The 17,428-nt window shown below is 60.8% G+C and carries 19 protein-coding genes; 13 read left to right on the forward strand and 6 right to left on the reverse strand.

Annotation, left to right across the window (positions count from 1 at the left end; translation table 11 throughout):
* Positions 1-680: 680 nt before the first annotated feature.
* A complete protein-coding gene (locus ACST81_RS18460) occupies positions 681-1,580 on the forward strand; it encodes a calcium-binding protein (protein WP_438749697.1) in 900 nt (299 codons plus the stop codon).
* Positions 1,581-1,803: 223 nt separating this feature from the next.
* The gene (locus tag ACST81_RS18465; protein ID WP_438749698.1) at positions 1,804-2,004 is read left to right on the forward strand and encodes a hypothetical protein; all 201 of its coding nucleotides are present in this window, start codon (positions 1,804-1,806) and stop codon (positions 2,002-2,004) included.
* A 92-nt stretch (positions 2,005-2,096) separates the two neighbouring features.
* On the opposite strand, the gene ACST81_RS18470 is transcribed toward ACST81_RS18465, so the two are convergent.
* The 3 genes from ACST81_RS18470 to ACST81_RS18480 form a co-directional block, all read right to left on the reverse strand.
* Positions 2,097-3,227, reverse strand: a complete 1,131-nt coding sequence (locus tag ACST81_RS18470; protein WP_438749699.1) for a site-specific DNA-methyltransferase — start codon at positions 3,225-3,227, stop codon at positions 2,097-2,099.
* Between the two features lie 376 nt (positions 3,228-3,603).
* Positions 3,604-3,969, reverse strand: a complete 366-nt coding sequence (locus tag ACST81_RS18475; protein WP_438749700.1) for an antibiotic biosynthesis monooxygenase family protein — start codon at positions 3,967-3,969, stop codon at positions 3,604-3,606.
* Positions 3,966-4,310 (reverse strand): NIPSNAP family protein, encoded by a 345-nt coding sequence (locus tag ACST81_RS18480; RefSeq protein ID WP_438749701.1) that lies wholly within the window; start codon positions 4,308-4,310, stop codon positions 3,966-3,968. The genes ACST81_RS18475 and ACST81_RS18480 overlap by 4 nt, the downstream gene beginning before the upstream one ends.
* A gap of 116 nt (positions 4,311-4,426) precedes the next feature.
* Here ACST81_RS18480 and ACST81_RS18485 point away from each other — a divergent pair, with 116 nt between their 5' ends.
* Positions 4,427-5,113, forward strand: coding sequence for a metalloregulator ArsR/SmtB family transcription factor (locus ACST81_RS18485; RefSeq protein ID WP_438749703.1), 687 nt, complete (start codon positions 4,427-4,429; stop codon positions 5,111-5,113).
* On the opposite strand, the gene ACST81_RS18490 is transcribed toward ACST81_RS18485, so the two are convergent.
* The gene (locus tag ACST81_RS18490; protein WP_438749704.1) at positions 5,114-5,545 is read right to left on the reverse strand and encodes a DUF1284 domain-containing protein; all 432 of its coding nucleotides are present in this window, start codon (positions 5,543-5,545) and stop codon (positions 5,114-5,116) included.
* Positions 5,546-5,693: 148 nt separating this feature from the next.
* On the opposite strand from ACST81_RS18490, the gene greA reads away from it, so the two are divergent.
* The 4 genes from greA to ACST81_RS18510 all read left to right on the forward strand — a co-directional run bounded on the left by greA (position 5,694) and on the right by ACST81_RS18510 (position 7,878).
* Positions 5,694-6,176: a transcription elongation factor GreA gene (greA, locus tag ACST81_RS18495; RefSeq protein ID WP_438749705.1), complete on the forward strand. Its 483-nt coding sequence runs from the start codon at positions 5,694-5,696 to the stop codon at positions 6,174-6,176.
* Between the two features lie 99 nt (positions 6,177-6,275).
* The gene (locus ACST81_RS18500; RefSeq protein WP_438749706.1) at positions 6,276-6,971 is read left to right on the forward strand and encodes an HAD family hydrolase; all 696 of its coding nucleotides are present in this window, start codon (positions 6,276-6,278) and stop codon (positions 6,969-6,971) included.
* Positions 6,972-7,174: 203 nt separating this feature from the next.
* On the forward strand, positions 7,175-7,603 hold the full coding sequence (locus ACST81_RS18505) for a putative toxin-antitoxin system toxin component, PIN family (protein ID WP_438749708.1): 429 nt from the start codon (positions 7,175-7,177) through the stop codon (positions 7,601-7,603).
* Between the two features lie 2 nt (positions 7,604-7,605).
* The gene (locus ACST81_RS18510) at positions 7,606-7,878 is read left to right on the forward strand and encodes a hypothetical protein (RefSeq protein ID WP_438749709.1); all 273 of its coding nucleotides are present in this window, start codon (positions 7,606-7,608) and stop codon (positions 7,876-7,878) included.
* Positions 7,879-8,038: 160 nt separating this feature from the next.
* On the opposite strand, the gene ACST81_RS18515 is transcribed toward ACST81_RS18510, so the two are convergent.
* Complete coding sequence (locus tag ACST81_RS18515) at positions 8,039-8,593, reverse strand: hypothetical protein (protein WP_438749710.1); 555 nt, start codon at positions 8,591-8,593, stop codon at positions 8,039-8,041.
* Positions 8,594-8,929: 336 nt separating this feature from the next.
* Here ACST81_RS18515 and thrC point away from each other — a divergent pair, with 336 nt between their 5' ends.
* The 6 genes from thrC to ACST81_RS18545 all read left to right on the forward strand — a co-directional run bounded on the left by thrC (position 8,930) and on the right by ACST81_RS18545 (position 16,253).
* Positions 8,930-10,336, forward strand: a complete 1,407-nt coding sequence (thrC, locus tag ACST81_RS18520; RefSeq protein WP_438749711.1) for a threonine synthase — start codon at positions 8,930-8,932, stop codon at positions 10,334-10,336.
* A gap of 15 nt (positions 10,337-10,351) precedes the next feature.
* Positions 10,352-11,653: a M16 family metallopeptidase gene (locus tag ACST81_RS18525; protein ID WP_438749712.1), complete on the forward strand. Its 1,302-nt coding sequence runs from the start codon at positions 10,352-10,354 to the stop codon at positions 11,651-11,653.
* Between the two features lie 87 nt (positions 11,654-11,740).
* Positions 11,741-12,352, forward strand: coding sequence for a GNAT family N-acetyltransferase (locus ACST81_RS18530; RefSeq protein WP_438749713.1), 612 nt, complete (start codon positions 11,741-11,743; stop codon positions 12,350-12,352).
* Between the two features lie 56 nt (positions 12,353-12,408).
* Positions 12,409-15,264, forward strand: coding sequence for an EAL domain-containing protein (locus ACST81_RS18535; RefSeq protein ID WP_438749714.1), 2,856 nt, complete (start codon positions 12,409-12,411; stop codon positions 15,262-15,264).
* 157 nt (positions 15,265-15,421) lie between these two features.
* A complete protein-coding gene (locus ACST81_RS18540) occupies positions 15,422-15,784 on the forward strand; it encodes a nucleotidyltransferase domain-containing protein (protein ID WP_438749716.1) in 363 nt (120 codons plus the stop codon).
* On the forward strand, positions 15,774-16,253 hold the full coding sequence (locus ACST81_RS18545; protein ID WP_438749717.1) for a HEPN domain-containing protein: 480 nt from the start codon (positions 15,774-15,776) through the stop codon (positions 16,251-16,253). The genes ACST81_RS18540 and ACST81_RS18545 overlap by 11 nt, the downstream gene beginning before the upstream one ends.
* Here ACST81_RS18545 and ACST81_RS18550 read toward each other — a convergent pair.
* The gene (locus tag ACST81_RS18550) at positions 16,247-17,323 is read right to left on the reverse strand and encodes a zinc-binding metallopeptidase family protein (RefSeq protein ID WP_438749718.1); all 1,077 of its coding nucleotides are present in this window, start codon (positions 17,321-17,323) and stop codon (positions 16,247-16,249) included. The two genes, ACST81_RS18545 and ACST81_RS18550, sit on opposite strands and share 7 nt — an antisense overlap.
* Positions 17,324-17,428 lie beyond the last annotated feature (105 nt).

Here is a 17,428-nt window from a genome sequence, read left to right on the forward strand (position 1 = left end):
GCGGCTGGCGAAAAGCGCAGCAAAAGCTGCGGTTGAGACGGCCACCGCCGGTCGTGGCCAAAATTCCTTCCAGCCCTTCGGGTTGGCTGAAAACGGTCGCCCACTGCGGCGGATGGCTGGACCGATGGATCTCGCATCGCTCTGCGCCATCCTTCTTGTGGATCGGCCGTTTTGAGCCAACAGAATGGATCGTATTAAGGGAACGATGCTCTAACACGGAGTCCCGCCTGCCCGGCGGGGCTCTTTTCGTTGTCCTGATGCCTAAAAACAGAAACGCCCAGGATCATTGCCGATCCTGGGCGTTTAAGTCTTCTTCCGGGACTGAAGGTACTAAACCGGAAGAAAACTATCTCTGTGCCGGGCAGTCCTGCGACCGCGCCGTCGGGCAATTTGCGGGTCTCCCCGCGCGTCTCGTGTGGTTGATCACCCGGTCGTCTTGCCTGAATTCAGGATATGCGCGGGATGGTTAAATTGTTCTAAAAGCCGCAGCCGATTTCCGCCGCCCGGCGCGATCGGCTCGAGGCAATCGGAATATACGGAAAGCCTACAATACTGAAAAAACTGTGTTTTTAACGCTAGGTTAGGTTTGATTCCATGAATAGACCCCAGGATCACGCCCAAAAGTTGCAGGCATGATGCTGTCTTGATATCTGCCTTTCGGGGGTAATCATGGAGCGAATATGGCAAAAGTAAATTTGAGCGGTTTTACGAAAACCGCGGGTCTCGATCTGCAGGATATTGCCGGAACAAAGCTGCACACCATCCTCGATTACGCCAACGAAAAATTCACGGCGACGGGCATTTATCTGTCGGACAATTCCAAGAATTACATGAAGTTTTCCGGCACCGGCCTGAAGTACAAAGTCGTTGGCGGCGAGGTTTTCGGCATCACGGCCGGTACGCTGACATCGTTCTCGATCGTCAAGAACGGCGTGACCATCATCAGTGAAAGCGGCCTTTCCCTTTCGGGCAAGGCGCTGGCGGCCGCATGGGATAGCGGCAGCACGACGAAGTTTCTCGATGCCTTGCTCGCGGCAAGCGACACGATCAACGGTACCGCCTATGCCGATAAATTCTGGGGCGGCGCAGGCAACGACACGCTGAACGGCCTTTCGGGCAATGACAATCTCAGCGGCAATGCCGGCAACGACAAGCTCTATGGCGGGTCCGGCAACGACAAGCTCTATGGCAATGACGGCAATGACACGCTATCCGGCGACAGCGGCAATGACGGCCTGTCCGGCGGTAATGGCGACGACAAGCTTTCGGGCGGCACGGGCAAGGACATTCTCAACGGCGGCGCTGGCAAGGATATCCTGACGGGCGGCAGCGGCGTCGATACATTCGTGTTCAAGACCAAGTATGGCGCCGACACGATCAAGGATTTCGACGCCATCGGCAGCGATCACGACATCATCGACCTGTCGGGCCTTGCATCGGTCACCAGCTTTGCCGACCTGAAGGCGCACCACCTGACGGTCGTCGGCACCTCTATCGTCATCAACGGCGGCAATGGCGACAAGCTGCTGCTGGAAAACGTCAAGCTCTCCAGCCTGGATGCCGGCGACTTCCTGTTCTGACGCAAACACTTATCTCTTCATAAACGGCCGGAATCTCGTCTCCGGCCGTTTTTTTGCATCTGCAAAATGAAGCTTAAACGTCTTCGGCGTGTTATGCTCGCCACATCGGCACAATCGAATCGGCCGACTGTTTCATTTCCCAGCACTCATATGAAACGTTTACTTTGAAACTTATGTTTTCCCCGTTTCGTTCCTGCCGTTGCAGACAGGAAAGGCAGCGCCGATGAATGGCAACACTGACACCTCGAACAAGAGCGCGGGCCCGCAGCCGTCGCAGGACCTGAATTCGGAAAGCCCTGCCCGCTGGGTCGTTCATTGTATCTGTTGCGAAACGCCGGTGGAGCCTTGGCAGACCAGCGGTTATGAGTTCGGCTACTGCGCGCATTGCTACGACCTGCTGATGGCGCCGACAGGGCAATCCTGACCCTCATCACTCCTATAACATCGGACGCAAAAACGCCGCGCATCCGGAGATGGCGCGGCGTTCTGACGGTCAATTGCAGTTCTGGCCGCCGATCAGTTGATCTTGGCCATGTCGCTACGAACCACGGCACGCAGATCATCGATCGGGCGCAGGCTACCGGCATCTTCGTAGTGCCAGAAGGTCCAGCCGTTGCAGGCATCGAGACCCTGTACCTTGGCGCCCAGACGATGGATGGAGCCGGCCTCACCGCCGCTTGCAACCGTTCCATCGGCGCGCACGATGGCGCTGTAACGGCGGCGTGCATCCGTCAGCACCGTGCCGGGCTTGATCATGCCGCTTTCGATCAGCGTGTTGAAGGCGACACGCGGTTCGGCCTTCTTGCCGGTCATGACCGACAGGGTGGCCTTGCCGAGCGGCTCGACGGCGGCAATGCGTTCGGCGGCGGCATCGATGTAGGACTGCTCGCGCTCGATGCCGACGAAATTGCGGCCGAGGCGCTTGGCGACGGCGCCGGTTGTGCCGGAACCGAAGAACGGATCGAGCACGACATCACCCGGCTTGGTCGAGGCCATCAGGATGCGGGCGAGCAGAGCTTCCGGCTTCTGGGTCGGATGCGCCTTCTTGCCGTCCTCGCCCTTCAGCCGCTCGCCGCCCGAGCAGATCGGGAACAGCCAGTCGGAGCGCATCTGCACGTCGTCGTTCGATGCCTTCAACGCATCGTAGTTGAACGTGTAGCCCTTGCCCTTGGAACTGGGGCTCGCCCAGATCAGGGTCTCGTGGGCGTTCTGAAACCGGCGGCCCTTGAAGTTCGGCATCGGGTTGGTCTTGCGCCAGATGATGTCGTTGAGGATCCAGAAATTGAGATCCTGCAACGTCGCGCCGACGCGGAAAATGTTGTGGTAGGAACCGATGACCCAGAGCGTGCCGGTGGGCTTCAGCACGCGGCGGCAGGCAAGCAGCCAGGCGCGGGTGAAGGCATCATAGGCCTCGAAGGACACGAACTGGTCCCATTCGTCATCGACGGCATCGACCAGCGACTGGTCGGGACGATGCAGCGAGCCGCCGAGCTGCAGGTTATATGGCGGGTCGGCGAAGACGACATCGACGGAGTTGTCGGGCAGCGCTTCAAGGGCAGCAACGCAGTCCCCCTTGATGATGGAATTGAGCCAGCCGGCAGGGCTGGCGCCGCGGGAGATTTCGGCCATTGAGACAACTGGGGACATGGACAACTCGCAAATACGCTTACTCGGAACGATTTCAGCCCTTATGGTTACCGAACTTGGTTACCAAATCCTGAAAGCCGGCGGAAATTCGCGAAATCATACAAGAGGATGGAGATATGCGGTTCATTTTGGACAGGGCGGCGGCTCTGTTCGTAAGGCGAAAACCGATATTTGAAAACCGGAAGTAACACCAGCATCCCTCATCCTCGTCCTTGTGGCGGGGATCCAGTGGCGCCGCGTCTGCGGCGCCGGAAACTCTCTTTTCGGAGTAAAAGCGCGTCTCACCGCGCAGACGCGCGGTGGCTGGATGCCCGCCACAAGGGCGAGCATGACGGAGTTCGGGGAAGGATATCCATACCAACGGAAACCCATGCACTCAAACCAGATGCCCCTCCTTCTCCGCATGAAAAACCCGGCTATCCTCCGGCGCCTGTTCGCGTTCCGCCATGCCATAATCACGGATGACGCCGGCGATCCTCAGGCGGTAGTCGGCGAAGGTGCCGTTGCGACCGGCGTGCTGGGCGGCCCGGTGGTCCGGACCGTTGCGCCATCTGGTGATGGCCGCCTCGTCGCGCCAGAACGACAGGGAGAGGATTTTGCCCGGCAGTTTCAGGCTCTCGAACCGCTCGATCGACAGGAAACCGTCGATCTTGTCGAGACGAGCATGCAATTGCCCGGCGAGATCGAGATAGGCGCTGCGCCGGCCATAGGCGGGCGTTACTTCGAAGATGACGGCGATCATGACGACCTCCCGGTCGTCTTCGGCCCGTCGGCATGGGGCAGCGAGACATTCTTCAGGAAAATCCGGTCTTCCCTGAGGATGAACCGTTCCTGCCTAGCGAACCGGTAGTTCTCGGCGCCGAGCGGATCGGCCTGCAGCCGGGCTCGATAGGCCTCGTAGGCCGCGAGGTTTTCGATGTTGTAGACGCCGTAGGCGGTGGTGGCCGAGCCTTCATGCGGGCCGAAATAGCCGATGAGATCGGCGCCGCAACGCGGGATCGCCTGGCCCCAGTTGCGGGCATAGGTCGCGAACTCCTCGCGCTTGAACGGGTCGATCTCGTAGCGGATGAAGCAGGTGATCATGGGTCTTTCCTCGGTTGCGGATGTCCTCTTCTGCCAGTTTGCAGGCCTTGAATGCTTCGACGACGATCGAAGTATGAGGCCTTGCCGATGGCCGGTGGCGCGATTAACATTCGGGCATGAAAGAAGGACCCGACATTGCCCAGATCGGATCGCTGATCGGCGATCCCGCCCGCGCCAACATGCTGACCGCGCTGATGGGCGGCAAGGCGCTGACGGCGACCGAGCTTGCGGGAACCGCCGGAATCACGCTGCCAACTGCCAGCTCGCATCTGTCGAAGTTGGAGGCGGGCGGGTTGATCGGCCAGCGCAAGCAGGGCCGCCACCGTTATTTCGCGCTGGCCGACGACGATGTCGGATTGCTGCTCGAAAGCCTGATGGGCTTTGCCGCCGATCGCGGTTTTACCCGCCACCGCACCGGCCCAAAGGACCCGGCGCTGCGCAAGGCGCGTGTCTGCTACAACCATCTGGCAGGCGACTACGGCGTGCGCCTGCTCGACAGCCTCGTCGCCGAAGAAGTGATCGCCGGCACGGGCGACCGGTTGGCGCTGACCAAGGAGGGCGAGAGGCGGATCACTGCGCTCGGCATCGACCTGTCGGCCCTGACGCGGTCGCGTCGGCCGGTCTGCCGCACCTGCCTCGACTGGAGCGAACGCCGTTCGCATCTGGCAGGATCGCTCGGCCAGGCCCTGCTCAGCCTGTTTCTCGACAAGGGATGGGCCAGGCGCGAGGCGGAAAGCCGGGCGGTGCGCTTCACCGCGACAGGCGAGAAGGAATTCGCGAGACTGTTTCCGGTCGCCGGCTGATCAGCCTTGTGTCGCTGCCACGAGCACGCCATCGTAGCCGCTGCTGGCAACGTTCGTGCAGAGCGCCGACCATTCGCATCTGTGGCAGGCCTTGCGGATCGTTCCCGCTGCAAACGCATCGCGCATCCTTGCAAGGAATTCCGCATCCGGACAGATGACGGCGCCGGGACCGGCGGGCCTTCCAAGCAAAGCCTCGACGGCTTTGCGCGCACGCTCGTCCCGGTCGGTGACGCTCTTTCGCCAGCAATGCGGATCGGGCTCATCCAGAAGCGGCGCGCAGATATCGTCCGGCCCCTCGACCACCAGGATGTCCTCACCGTCTGAAAGACGGGCGGCGATGCGGACATAGTTTTCGGTGAAGGCCTCGGTATAACCCTTGCCGATGAAGGTCAGCATGCAGAGCAGGTGATGCGGGCGCAGGCGAACGGTCATGAAAGCCCTGATATGATGGAACGGGAACCCGTGAAGGCGTGTTCCTATACCGAACGATTGGCACCCCGTCCCTTGCTATCCTATATTTGCCTCTGACAAGGGCGAACTCATTCGCCTGGACCGCACCGCATCGAAATGGAGTTCTGCAGTGAGCGTTGCCTTTACCAAGGAAGAAAGTTCCGAGACTGCGTCGGAAACCCTTCTGCCCGACCGCCCGATCTCCCCTCATCCGAACCTGGTGACGGAGGCGGGATTGAAGGCGCTTGAGCAGCAATTGCAGCAAGCGCGCGAGGCCTATGAGGCGGCCGCCGCGATAGAGGACATCAACGAGAAGCGGCGCCAGCAGGCAGGACCCTTGAGAGATACGCGCTATCTCGTGGCTCGCCTGCGCACCGCCGAACTCATCCCGGCACCCACCTCGACCGACATAGTCGCATTCGGCAGTACGATCACCTTCAGCCGCGATGACGGGCGCGTCCAGACCTATCGCATCGTCGGCGAGGACGAGGCCGACCCGAAGGCCGGTTCGATCTCCTTCGTCTCGTCGGTTGCGGTGCGGCTGATGGGCAAGAGCGTCGGCGATGTCGTGGAGGTGAGTGGGCAGGAGATCGAGATTACCGCGATCCGGTGAAGCCAATCAACTCGCCGCATACCTGCCTCCCGTTTCGCGCGGTTGAGCTTTCGGCCGGCATCGTGTAAACGGCCGGCATCTCCCCCAAGGATTCCATAGATGTCCAGCATTGATCTCATCCTGTTCGACTGCGACGGCGTTCTCGTCGATTCCGAAATCATCGCCAGCGAGGTCGAAGCCGAGCTTCTGACCGAGGCCGGCTATCCGATCAGCACCGAGGAAATGGCCGAGCGCTTTGCCGGCATGACCTGGCACAACACGCTGCTGGCCATCGAGAAGGAAGCCGATATCCCGCTTTCAGCCAATCTCATCACCAAGAACGAGGCGATCCTCGACAAGCGGCTGGCGAGCGATGTGCAGATCATCGACGGCGTCAAGCCGATGCTGGCGCAGATCAAATTGCCGCACGGCATCTGCTCCAACTCGACAACCGCACGGCTTGCGATGATGCTCGGCAAGGTCGGCATCAAGGATCATTTCGGCAAGCATATCTACTCGGCCCGCGATCTCGGCGAAGACCGGGTGAAGCCGAAGCCCGACATCTTCCTGCACGGCGCCAAGCAGTTCGGCGTCCACCCGTCCCGTGTGCTGGTGATCGAGGATTCCGTCCACGGTGTCCACGCGGCCATCGCCGCCGGCATGCGCGTCGTCGGCTTCACCGGCGCCTCGCACAGCTACCCGTCCCACGCCGACAAACTGACCGAAGCCGGCGCCGAAACGGTGATCTCCCGCATGAGCGCATTGCCGGGCGTCATCGCGGCGCTGTCGGAATGGTCGGAAACGCTGACGGCTTGAGCCGCCACGGAAGTGGCAAGCCTACCCTGAAGTTCCTCTCCCAGCACGGCTTGATCACCGGTCGCCAACGTTGGAGCGGAGTTGGGCTATATCTGGGGGCGGCTAACACGAATCTCGTGAAAGCCAATTCGCCCATCGTGATCGCTTTCCCCCGCCTATCTGATCGCTTGACATGATATCGGATGTGACATCAGATTAAAGCCATGATTGTGGTTGATGCCAATGTCGTGCTTTCGGCTTTCCGATCGTCGAACGGCGCATCCCACTTCCTTGTCCGCAAAATGATCGGGGGCGATGTTCCGTTTTCCGTCTCACCTGCGGTTGCGCTTGAATATGAAGATGTCTTGAAACGCCCCGGAATTTTAGGTGAAAAAACCTGGGCCAGTCATGGTGATATCGATACCGTTCTCGACGCGGTTTTCAGCCGGGCAAAACTGGTGTCTCCATGGTTTCGGTTCAGGCCGTTTCTGAACGATCCGAAAGACGACCTATATATAGAATGCGCTCTTGCTGCCGGTGCGAACACAATCGTGAGCAGCGACAGGCATTTTCACCATCCCGCCGTCGAAGCGTTCGGATTGAAAGTCATCAGAGCAGGAGAATTCGTCGCTGAACTGACGAGAAGGAGATGAACATGAGTACATATCCCTTGCGGCTTGCAGATCATGTGATGGAAGAAGCCAAACAGGTCGCGGCTGAAGACAACGTGTCGCTAAACCAGTTGTTATCGGCGTTCATCGCCGATGGAATCGGTCATCGCCGCGCGATCATGACACTGAAGAAGCGGGCCGGTCGCGGGGACGCGGACGCAGCGCTGGCGATCCTTGATCGTGCGCCGAATGTAAAACCTGATCCTGGTGACGAGCTTGCTGGAGAGTTGAAATCAGCGGCCCGGCCGAAGACGTAGAACAAGAAATCCCGGAAGACTGCTTTTGGCCGTTGCCCTGATCGTCGGCGCGTACAAGGCTTTCGGTTCGCCTTTGCAAATCACCCAGGGTTGCCAATCAACAAAAAACCGGCGCGAAAACCCCGCGCCGGTTTGTTCATTCAGCAGCAGAAAATCCCGCTTATTTCTTCTTCTTGCCCTTCACCGGGCCTTCGTCGAAGCCGACATAGACCTTGGCGAAATCGCCGGCACCACCGGGAATCGCGACGTCGGCCTTGGTGAAGATGAACTGGGTGGCGCCGGCGCCGGCAGCAACCTCGACCGGGTACTGCGTCAGTTCGGAATAGAGCGTGTTCTTGCCGTCGGTGGCGGCGACGCGGATCGGCAGGTTGACGGTGCCGGCACCACCGGCCGGGCCGGAGACGACGCGGCCCTGAACGACAATGGTCATGACCATCTGGCTTTCGTTCTGCACGCACTGGCGGGTCGTGTCGGCCAGCGACGCCTGGTAGACGATCTTGGTCGGATCATCCTTGGCGCCCTTGGCATAGGTGCGGTAATTGGCCGTTCCATCCAGCAGATAGACCTGCGGGCAGGTTCCCTGGATCACAGCCGGTGTCGGCGCGGCTGCGCTGCCGCCGGCATCGATCGCACCGCCGGTGTCGGTCTTGTTGCAGCCCGCTGCGAGCAAAAGAAGTGAAACGCCGAGAACACGGCCGGAAATTTTACCAAACACTTGCGATGACCCTCTGCCTTGCACGATTGATGTCGCCTGGGCATGGCTGACCGGAAAATGAGGTATTTTTCGGATTTCCGCCCCTGCAACTTGAGCCTTTCAAGACCCTTGGCGATGGTCTATAGCAGCGACGCATTGAAAAATCGATTGGAGTCTGAGACCGGAACGCCAATTTTTCAGGACACGCTGAATTGGCCGATCACGGGCGACAAGCCGATGTTTCCGTCAGCTTTGCCAAGGCTTGACGCAAAGGGAACCGCGAAACAATCCCGGTTTCCCTATGATGCCTCCCAATTCCCGCCGCACGCGCCCGCGGCTTCGAACGCATGACGAAGGATGGTCACGGTGAAGTATGTGTCGACGCGGGGCGAAGCCCCTTCGCTAGGTTTTTGCGATGCGCTGCTGGCGGGTCTTGGCCGCGACGGTGGCCTTTATGTCCCAAGCGAATGGCCGAGCTTCACAAAGAAGGAAATCCGGGCGCTGCGCGGCAAATCCTATCAGGACATCGCCTTTGCCGTGCTCTCCCCCTTCGTCGATGGCGAAATCCCGGATGACAAGTTCCGCGCGATGATCGACGAGGCCTATGCGACGTTCCGCCATCCGGCCATCGCACCGCTGGTTCAGACAGGGCCGAACAGCTTCATCATGGAACTGTTCCACGGCTCGACGCTCGCCTTCAAGGACGTTGCGATGCAGTTGCTTGGCCGACTGATGGATCATGTCCTCACCGAGCGCGACCAGCGCGCCACCATCGTCGGCGCGACGTCGGGGGATACCGGCGGAGCCGCGATCGACGCCTTTGCCGGCCGCGACCGCACCGACATCTTCATCCTCTTCCCGCATGGCAAGGTTTCGCCGGTGCAGCAGCACCAGATGACGACCTCTACCGCTTCCAACGTCCATGCGGTGGCGATCAAGGGCAATTTCGACGATTGCCAGGGGCTCGTGAAGGAAATGTTCAACGATGTCGGCTTCCGCGACGGCGTGGCGCTCTCGGGTGTCAACTCGATCAACTGGGCGCGCATCATGGCCCAGATCGTCTATTATTTCACCACGGCGCTGGCGCTCGGCGGCCCGGACCGGCTCATCTCCTTTACCGTCCCGACCGGCAATTTCGGCGATATCTTCGCCGGTTACGTCGCCCGCCAGATGGGCCTGCCGATCGACAAACTGATCATCGCCACCAACGAAAACGACATTCTCGCCCGCACACTGCAGACCGGCCGCTACGAGATGCGCGACGTCAGGGCAACCACCTCGCCGTCGATGGACATTCAGATCTCCTCCAATTTCGAGCGCCTGCTGTTCGAAGCCTATGAGCGCGACGCTTCCAAGGTGCGCGGCCTCATGGCGAGCCTCAAGCAGTCCGGCTCCTTCGAAATCGAGGCGGACGCGCTGAAGCGCATCCGCAAGCTGTTCCGTGCCGGGCGCGCCTCCGAGAAGGACGTGGCAAGGACCATCGAAAAGACGCTGGAGGCCACGGGCTACCTGCTCGACCCGCATACGGCGATCGGCGTCTTCGTCGCGGCCAAGCACGAGACAGCGAGCGTGCCGATGGTGACGCTTGCAACCGCCCATCCGGCGAAATTCCCGGACGCAGTAAAATCAGCCTGCGGTATTGACCCGGCGCTTCCAACGTGGCTTGCTGATCTGATGGTCAGGGAGGAGCGTTTCGACGTTCTGGACGCCGAGCTTAAAACCGTTGAGACCTTTATCAACGAGCGTGCCCGCATCCGGAGATAGGACGCAGAAAGACGTATGATGAAAGTTGAGTGCACCCGGCTCCAATCCGGGTTGACGGTCGTCACCGAGCACATGCCGCATCTCGAAAGCGTAGCACTCGGTGTCTGGATCAAATCCGGTTCGCGTGACGAAACAACGGACGAGCATGGTATTGCCCATCTGCTGGAACATATGGCGTTCAAGGGCACGGCCCGGCGAACCGCCCGCGAAATCGCCGAGCAGATCGAAAATGTCGGTGGCGAGGTCAACGCCGCCACATCCACGGAAACGACGTCCTATTACGCCCGTATCCTGCAGGACGATGTCCCCCTCGCCGTCGATATCCTCGCCGATATCCTGACGGAATCCTCTTTCGACGAAGACGAACTGCAGCGCGAGAAGCAGGTCATCCTGCAGGAAATCGGCGCCGCCAACGATACGCCCGACGACGTGGTGTTCGACAAATTCGCCGAGACCGCCTTCGCCAACCAGACGATCGGTCGCCCGATCCTCGGCACGCCGGAGACGGTCCTCTCGTTCTCGCCCGACCAAATCCGCAGATATCTCGATCGCAACTACACCACCGACCGGATGTTCGTCGTCGGTGCCGGTGCGCTCGATCATGACAGCTTCGTGCGACAGGTTGAAGACCGCTTCGCCAGCCTGCCGCAAAAGCCGACCGCCTCCCCCATTGCCGACGTTGCCCATTACACCGGCGGCGACGTGCGCGAGGATCGCGACCTGATGGATGCGCAGGTCCTGCTCGGTTTCGAGGGCAAGGCCTATCACGCCCGCGATTTCTACTGTTCGCAGATTCTCGCCAACATCCTCGGCGGCGGCATGTCGTCCCGGCTGTTCCAGGAAGTGCGCGAGCATCGCGGTCTCTGCTATTCGGTCTATGCCTTCCACTGGGGCTTTTCCGATACCGGCATTTTCGGCGTGCATGCGGCGACCGGCGGCGAGAACCTGCCGGAACTGATGCCGGTCATCATCGACGAGCTGCGCAAGGCTTCAATGAACATCGAGCAACAGGAAATCGACCGCGCCCGCGCGCAAATTCGCGCGCAGTTGCTGATGGGCCAGGAAAGCCCGGCGGCACGCGCCGGCCAGATCGCCCGCCAGATGATGCTCTACGGCCGCCCGATCCCGAATGAGGAACTGATGGAGCGCCTGTCCGGCATCACCGTCGAGCGCCTGACCGATCTCGCCGGCCGCCTGTTCTTCGACACAGTGCCGACGCTGTCGGCGATCGGCCCGGTCGAAAAGCTGGCACCGATGGGCGACATTCTCGGCGCACTCTCCAGCAAGGCTGCCCGTCCGCGCGCCGCCAACGGTTGATTCATTCTCGAAATTCGGCTGCGCGCTCTTCATGGGGCGCGCAGTTTTCCGTCATAACGGCAACACCCCACCGGCGCGGAGGCTTTCATGACACGATCGGTCTTTCGGTTTCTGTCACGGCAGCCGGACCCGGTCGAAATTGCCAGCGCCACCCACGTTTTGCGCCTGCCAAAGACATCCGACTATCGCCAATGGTACCAGCTGCGCAGCGAAAGCCGCGCTTTCCTCGAGCCGTGGGAACCGACCTGGCGTGCCGACGATATGACGGAAAGCGCCTTTCGAACCCGCGTGATCCGCAACGAACAGGAATTCTCGTCCGGCCAGGCTGTGCCGCTCTTTATCCTGTCGCGTGAGGAGAACACCCTGATCGGCGGCCTGACGATTGGCTATATCCGTCGCGGGGCCGCGCAATGCTGCATGATCGGCTACTGGATGGGCGAGCGTTTTGCCGGCAAGGGGCACATGGCGCAGGCGGTGAAACTGGCTATTCCCTACATCTTTTCCAGCCTTCAGTTGCACCGTATCGAAGCAGCCTGTATTCCCGAGAACCACAGAAGTATCCGGCTCCTTGAAAAGGCCGGGTTTCAGCGTGAAGGCTATTTGCGGGAATACCTGAAAATCAACGGACAATGGCGCGATCACCTGATGTTTGCCCTCCTTTCGCAAGACCGCATGCCAACGAAGAATTTGAGTGATTGATGCTTTTGAACCGCCTGCCATCGCTTCCGTCAGTCCAAAGGCTCATGGCTCTGGCCATGATCGTGACTGCGGCCCTGTGCTGGTTCAGCGTGGCCCCTGCCCTTGCGACGGAGCCGGTCAAGATCTCCCGCGAGGACACAGCTCTCGACCTGACGGCGACGACGGAAATCTATACCGGCCGTGGCGAAGCCTTCCAGGTTTCGACGGCGCCGGGCACCGACGGCATCGTGCGACGCATCGAGGTTCGCTCCAGTGCCGAGAACCACCAGGGCGACTGGGCGGTGTTCGCGCTCGCCAACGTCTCTGAAGAACAGCTGGAGCGCGTCATCGTCGCCCCGCATTTCCGTCTGGTGAACTCGAAACTGTTCTGGCCGGATCTCGGCTCGCAACGCATCCTGTCGATCACGCCGTCGGAAGGCTTTGCGCTTGATCGGATGCCGAGCGACGAAGCCGACGTCTTCCGCATCACGCTGAACCCCGGCTCGGTGATCACCTTCGTGGCGGAACTCGCCGGCCCCGACCTGCCGCAGATCTATCTCTGGCAGCCGGACGCCTACAAGGACACGGTCAATGCCTTCACGCTCTATCGCGGCATCGTGCTCGGCATTGCCGGCCTGTTGGCAGTGTTTCTGACCATCCTGTTCGTGGTCAAGGGAACCTCAATGCTGCCAGCGACGGCGGCACTCGCCTGGGCGGTTCTGGCCTATATCTGCGTCGATTTCGGCTTCCTGTCGAAACTGATCAACATCACCGCCGGCGACGAGCGAATATGGCGGGCGGGAAGCGAAGTGTTCCTGGCGGCCGGCCTGGTGATCTTCCTGTTCACCTATCTCAACCTCAACCGCTGGCACCAGCACCTGAGCTACGCGACGCTTGCCTGGATCCTTGGCCTTGGCCTGCTGTTCGGCGTCGCCATCTACGATCCGGCCATCGCTGCCGGCATTGCCCGCCTCTCCTTCGCACTGACCGGCACCGCCGGCATCATCCTGATCGCCTATCTCGGCTTCAACCGCTATGACCGCGCCATCCTGCTGGTGCCGGCCTGGCTGCTGATCCTCGTCTGGCTTTTTGGCGCCTGGATGACCGTGACTGGCCAGCTTGCCAACGACATCGTCCAGCCGGCGCTCGGCGGTGGTCTCGTCCTGATCGTGCTCCTGATCGGCTTCACGGTGATGCAGCACGCCTTTGCCGGCGGCGCCTACAGCCAGGGCCTGTTTTCCGATCTCGAGCGCCAGTCGCTGGCGCTGACCGGCTCGGGCGATACCGTCTGGGACTGGGACGTGGCGCGCGACCGCGTCGTCACCATTCCCGATATTTCCGCCCAGCTCGGCCTGTCGCCGGGCACCATGCACGGCGCCGTGCGCAACTGGCTGCCGCGCCTGCATCCGGACGACCGCGACAGGTTCCGCGCCACGCTCGACGTGCTGCTGGAACATCGACGCGGCCGGCTGAACCATGAATTTCGCGCCCGTGCCGAAGACGGCCATTATCACTGGCTGTCGATCCGCGCCCGGCCGGTGCTGGGCGCCAACGGCGAAATCATCCGCTGCGTCGGCACCATCGTCGATATCACCGAGCAGAAGAATTCCATCGACCGCCTGCTGCACAACGCGCTGAACGACAACCTGACGGGCCTGCCCAACCGGCAGATCTTCCTCGATAGGCTGCAGTCCATCCTGTCGCTGGCGCCGGGCTCGAGCGCCGTGCGCCCCACCGTCATCACCATCGATGTCGACCGCTACCGGCAGGTCAATGACAAGCTGGGCATCGCCGCCGGTGACAATATCCTGATCGCGCTGACCCGCCGCCTGCGCCGCCTGCTGAAGCCGCAGGACACGCTGGCCCGTCTTCGCGGCGACGAATTCGGGCTGATCCTGATGTCAGAGCGCGACCCGGCCAAGGTCGCCGATTTCGCCGACGCCGTCTCCAAGGCCATCATGGTGCCGCTCAATTTCGGCAACCGGGAAATCAACCTGACGGCCTCGATCGGGCTCGTTTCCTGGGTGGACCAACAGGAAAATGCGACCGGCCTGCTCGACGATGCCGAACTGGCGATGTTCCGCGCCAAGAAGGCCGGCGGCAACCGCGTCGAGCCCTTCCGCCCCGCCTTCCGCGCCTCCGGTACAGACCGACTGCAGTTGGAGCAGGATCTGCGCCGGGCGATCGAGCGCAAGGAATTGAGCCTTGTCTACCAGCCGATCGTGCGTCTGGCCGATGCCGAGATCGCCGGCTTCGAGGCGCTGATGCGCTGGGAGCACCCCAAGCGCGGCAGCATCTCGCCGACCGAATTCATCCCGATCGCCGAAGGCTCGGACCTCATCAACCAACTCGGCATGTTTGCCTTCGACAGGGCGACCAGCGACCTCACCGAATGGCAGATCCAGACCGGCGACCTGCCGATCTTCGTCTCGGTCAACCTGTCGAGCGCGCAACTGCTCAACAACGATCTCTACGACGACATCCGCGCCGTCCTCAACAAGAACCGCTGCGACGCGCAGAAGGTGAAGGTGGAGCTGACCGAGTCCCTCGTCATGGAGAACCCCGAACAGGCGCGGCTCGTGCTGCAGAAGCTGAAAGATGCCGGCCTGCGGCTGGCGCTCGACGATTTCGGCACCGGCCATTCGTCGCTCGCCTATCTCACCCGCTTCCCCTTCGACACGATCAAGATCGACAAGGCTCTCGTCAAGGATTCCAGCGACAAGCGCACGATCCTGCTCCGCTCGGTCATCACCATGGCGCGCGAACTCGACATGCAGGTCGTCGCCGAAGGCATCGAATCGGAAGAGGACGCCGTCGAACTGGCGCAGATGGGCTGCGATTTCGGCCAGAGCTTCCTCTTCGGCCCACCGATCGGTTCGGACTCCATCCAGCGGCTGCTGAAAGAGCGCTTTCCGCTGATGAAGCGGGCTTGAATACCGACCAATCTCCTCCAAAAGGCCAAGCAATAGCTCCGGCGATGGATGATGCATTTCCACCGGTAGATGCCGATTGAGCGTACAGTTTAAAGCCCGTGGCAGATAGTTGCGAGACCGACTATATAGTGGAAATGACTTCAGCTGGAGCGGACCCGTGAGCGTCGTCGCAGAGAACTTTGGTAGGCGCGTGGTCTCCCCACGAAAATTTCCAGAACTGGGAAAGCTACTTGCCCGGATTCAGGAAGCATACAATCCTGTCGATGTCATCCTCTACGGGAGCCAAGCAAGAGGAGAGGCGACGGCTCAAAGCGATTGGGACTTGAAGGTCATTGTTTCCGACGAAGCGCCTGAGCATGTGTTTTCGCCGCTGTTTGGGTGGAGCGTCCAGGAAGGGTCCGGTGTCTATGCAGATGTGTCTTGCATACGCTTGTCCGATTTCCGCGCCGATCTGAAAATTGCGAATTCGGCAGCCAGCCACATCGTAGACGACGGCATAGTGCTCACAAATGTCTGCTGAACTTCATATAGCCAACATGCTACGATTGGCTCGGGAGGATCTGGAAGCAGCCGAGATGCTCGCCGCCAGGAAAAACAGAAACGATGCCTACCACGCGCAACAAGCTGCCGAGAAAATTCTTCTTGCCCTCCTGACGTCCGAGGGTGTCAAGGCAGAGCGCAAGGATTCGCACCGCCTTGATGTCCTGCGCGACCTGCTGCCAGACGCCAACAGGTTCAAGGCGAGGTTTTCCCCATTGACGTTTCTGACCATCTACGCAACGGCATACCGCTATCCCAAGGATGCCGGGCGTCTGCCGGCGAGAGTCGAGAAGAATGATCTTGATCCGGCCATGGAAACCCTCAAGAAAATGCTGAGTGATGTCGCCGCCCATTTTGGCGTCAAACTGACCGATTCCGATAAAGTCCCGGCAATGTCGTCCGCTCCACCCCCGCTGACTGCCTGCCGATACTGTTTCGCCTTCTACTGAGCGTCCGTGGCACCCGCCTTCAGGATGAGCCGATTGATGAAATCGAGCTTCTGTACCACGGGCGGCGACAGCACGAAGGGATAGCTGTCCGCCTGGCCCATGCTGCGTTGCAGACTGTTGAGCGCGACGCTGAGCGGGATCCAGGAATCGACGAGATCCTGGGCGCTGGCGGCCCTGTAGGGATTGAAATCCACTTCGGCGGCCATGTCCTCGTGGCGACGCGGGTCGGTCGAGAGACCGAAGGACCGGGCCGTCTCCAGCGTATCGACGATGTGGAAGAAATGCGCCCAGCATTCGGCGAAATCCTCGGCCGGATGGCAGCTGGCATAGGTGCTGATGAAGCTCGCCTGCCAGTCGGGCGGCGGTCCCTGTTCGTAATTGCGCTTCAAGGCCTCGGCATAATCGGCGCTCTCGTCGCCGAACAGGGCCCTCGCCTCGGCCAGCGTTTCGTCATCACGCACCAGTTGAGCCCAATAGAAGTGACCGATCTCGTGGCGAAAGTGGCCGAGCAATGTGCGATAGGGCTCGCCCATCGACACGCGCACGCTTTCGCGCGTTGCGTCGTTAGCCTCGGCCGCCCGCAGGCTGATCAATCCGTCCTCGTGTCCCGTCATGGCCGGAACGACATTGCCGTTTGCATCCACGTCGTCGGCGAGGAAATCGAACACCAAACCGCCCTGCGGATCTATGTCGCGCCCGGGGCGCGGCAAGTTCCAGCGCAAGAGCGAATAGAACAGGTGCCGCTGCGCCTGGCCGATCTTCTGCCAGCGTGCCAACCCTTCCGGATTGTCGGTAACGGGCACGATGCGATTGTGACGGCAGGCCTCACAATAAATATTTCTCTCTTCGGCGGGGACGAGCCAGTTGCAGGTATCGTGCGCGGCGTTGGCGCAGAAGCGCACGTCAGCCTGCGTTCGGGAAATGCTCTGCCACAGATTGTCGCCTGCCGGCGTGACCGCCTGCATCGCCATGACTTCGGGAAGAAAACCGAGTCGCGACCCACAATTGATGCAGACCCGATTGTCGAAATGCACGGGATTTCCGCAATTGCCGCATTGATAGAGTCTCATGGAGAATTCGCCCGCCCGAGGATTACACCGACAATGGAATATTGGATGATATCAATAACGCAGAGAAATGCCCGCCGGCGCGAAGCACAGCGGGCATCGGCGCAA

It is taken from the genome of Pararhizobium sp. O133 (assembly GCF_051669845.1).
Classification (GTDB): Bacteria; Pseudomonadota; Alphaproteobacteria; order Rhizobiales; family Rhizobiaceae; genus Pararhizobium.

Coding starts and splice junctions, on each gene's coding strand:
- ACST81_RS18460 (WP_438749697.1), top strand. CDS start 681: ATGGCAAAAGTAAATTTGAGCGGTTTTACGAAAACCGCGGGTCTCGAT.
- ACST81_RS18465 (WP_438749698.1), top strand. CDS start 1,804: ATGAATGGCAACACTGACACCTCGAACAAGAGCGCGGGCCCGCAGCCG.
- ACST81_RS18470 (WP_438749699.1), bottom strand. CDS start 3,227: ATGTCCCCAGTTGTCTCAATGGCCGAAATCTCCCGCGGCGCCAGCCCT.
- ACST81_RS18475 (WP_438749700.1), bottom strand. CDS start 3,969: ATGATCGCCGTCATCTTCGAAGTAACGCCCGCCTATGGCCGGCGCAGC.
- ACST81_RS18480 (WP_438749701.1), bottom strand. CDS start 4,310: ATGATCACCTGCTTCATCCGCTACGAGATCGACCCGTTCAAGCGCGAG.
- ACST81_RS18485 (WP_438749703.1), top strand. CDS start 4,427: ATGAAAGAAGGACCCGACATTGCCCAGATCGGATCGCTGATCGGCGAT.
- ACST81_RS18490 (WP_438749704.1), bottom strand. CDS start 5,545: ATGACCGTTCGCCTGCGCCCGCATCACCTGCTCTGCATGCTGACCTTC.
- ACST81_RS18500 (WP_438749706.1), top strand. CDS start 6,276: ATGTCCAGCATTGATCTCATCCTGTTCGACTGCGACGGCGTTCTCGTC.
- ACST81_RS18505 (WP_438749708.1), top strand. CDS start 7,175: ATGATTGTGGTTGATGCCAATGTCGTGCTTTCGGCTTTCCGATCGTCG.
- ACST81_RS18510 (WP_438749709.1), top strand. CDS start 7,606: ATGAGTACATATCCCTTGCGGCTTGCAGATCATGTGATGGAAGAAGCC.
- thrC (WP_438749711.1), top strand. CDS start 8,930: ATGGTCACGGTGAAGTATGTGTCGACGCGGGGCGAAGCCCCTTCGCTA.
- ACST81_RS18525 (WP_438749712.1), top strand. CDS start 10,352: ATGATGAAAGTTGAGTGCACCCGGCTCCAATCCGGGTTGACGGTCGTC.
- ACST81_RS18530 (WP_438749713.1), top strand. CDS start 11,741: ATGACACGATCGGTCTTTCGGTTTCTGTCACGGCAGCCGGACCCGGTC.
- ACST81_RS18535 (WP_438749714.1), top strand. CDS start 12,409: ATGATCGTGACTGCGGCCCTGTGCTGGTTCAGCGTGGCCCCTGCCCTT.
- ACST81_RS18545 (WP_438749717.1), top strand. CDS start 15,774: ATGTCTGCTGAACTTCATATAGCCAACATGCTACGATTGGCTCGGGAG.
- ACST81_RS18550 (WP_438749718.1), bottom strand. CDS start 17,323: ATGAGACTCTATCAATGCGGCAATTGCGGAAATCCCGTGCATTTCGAC.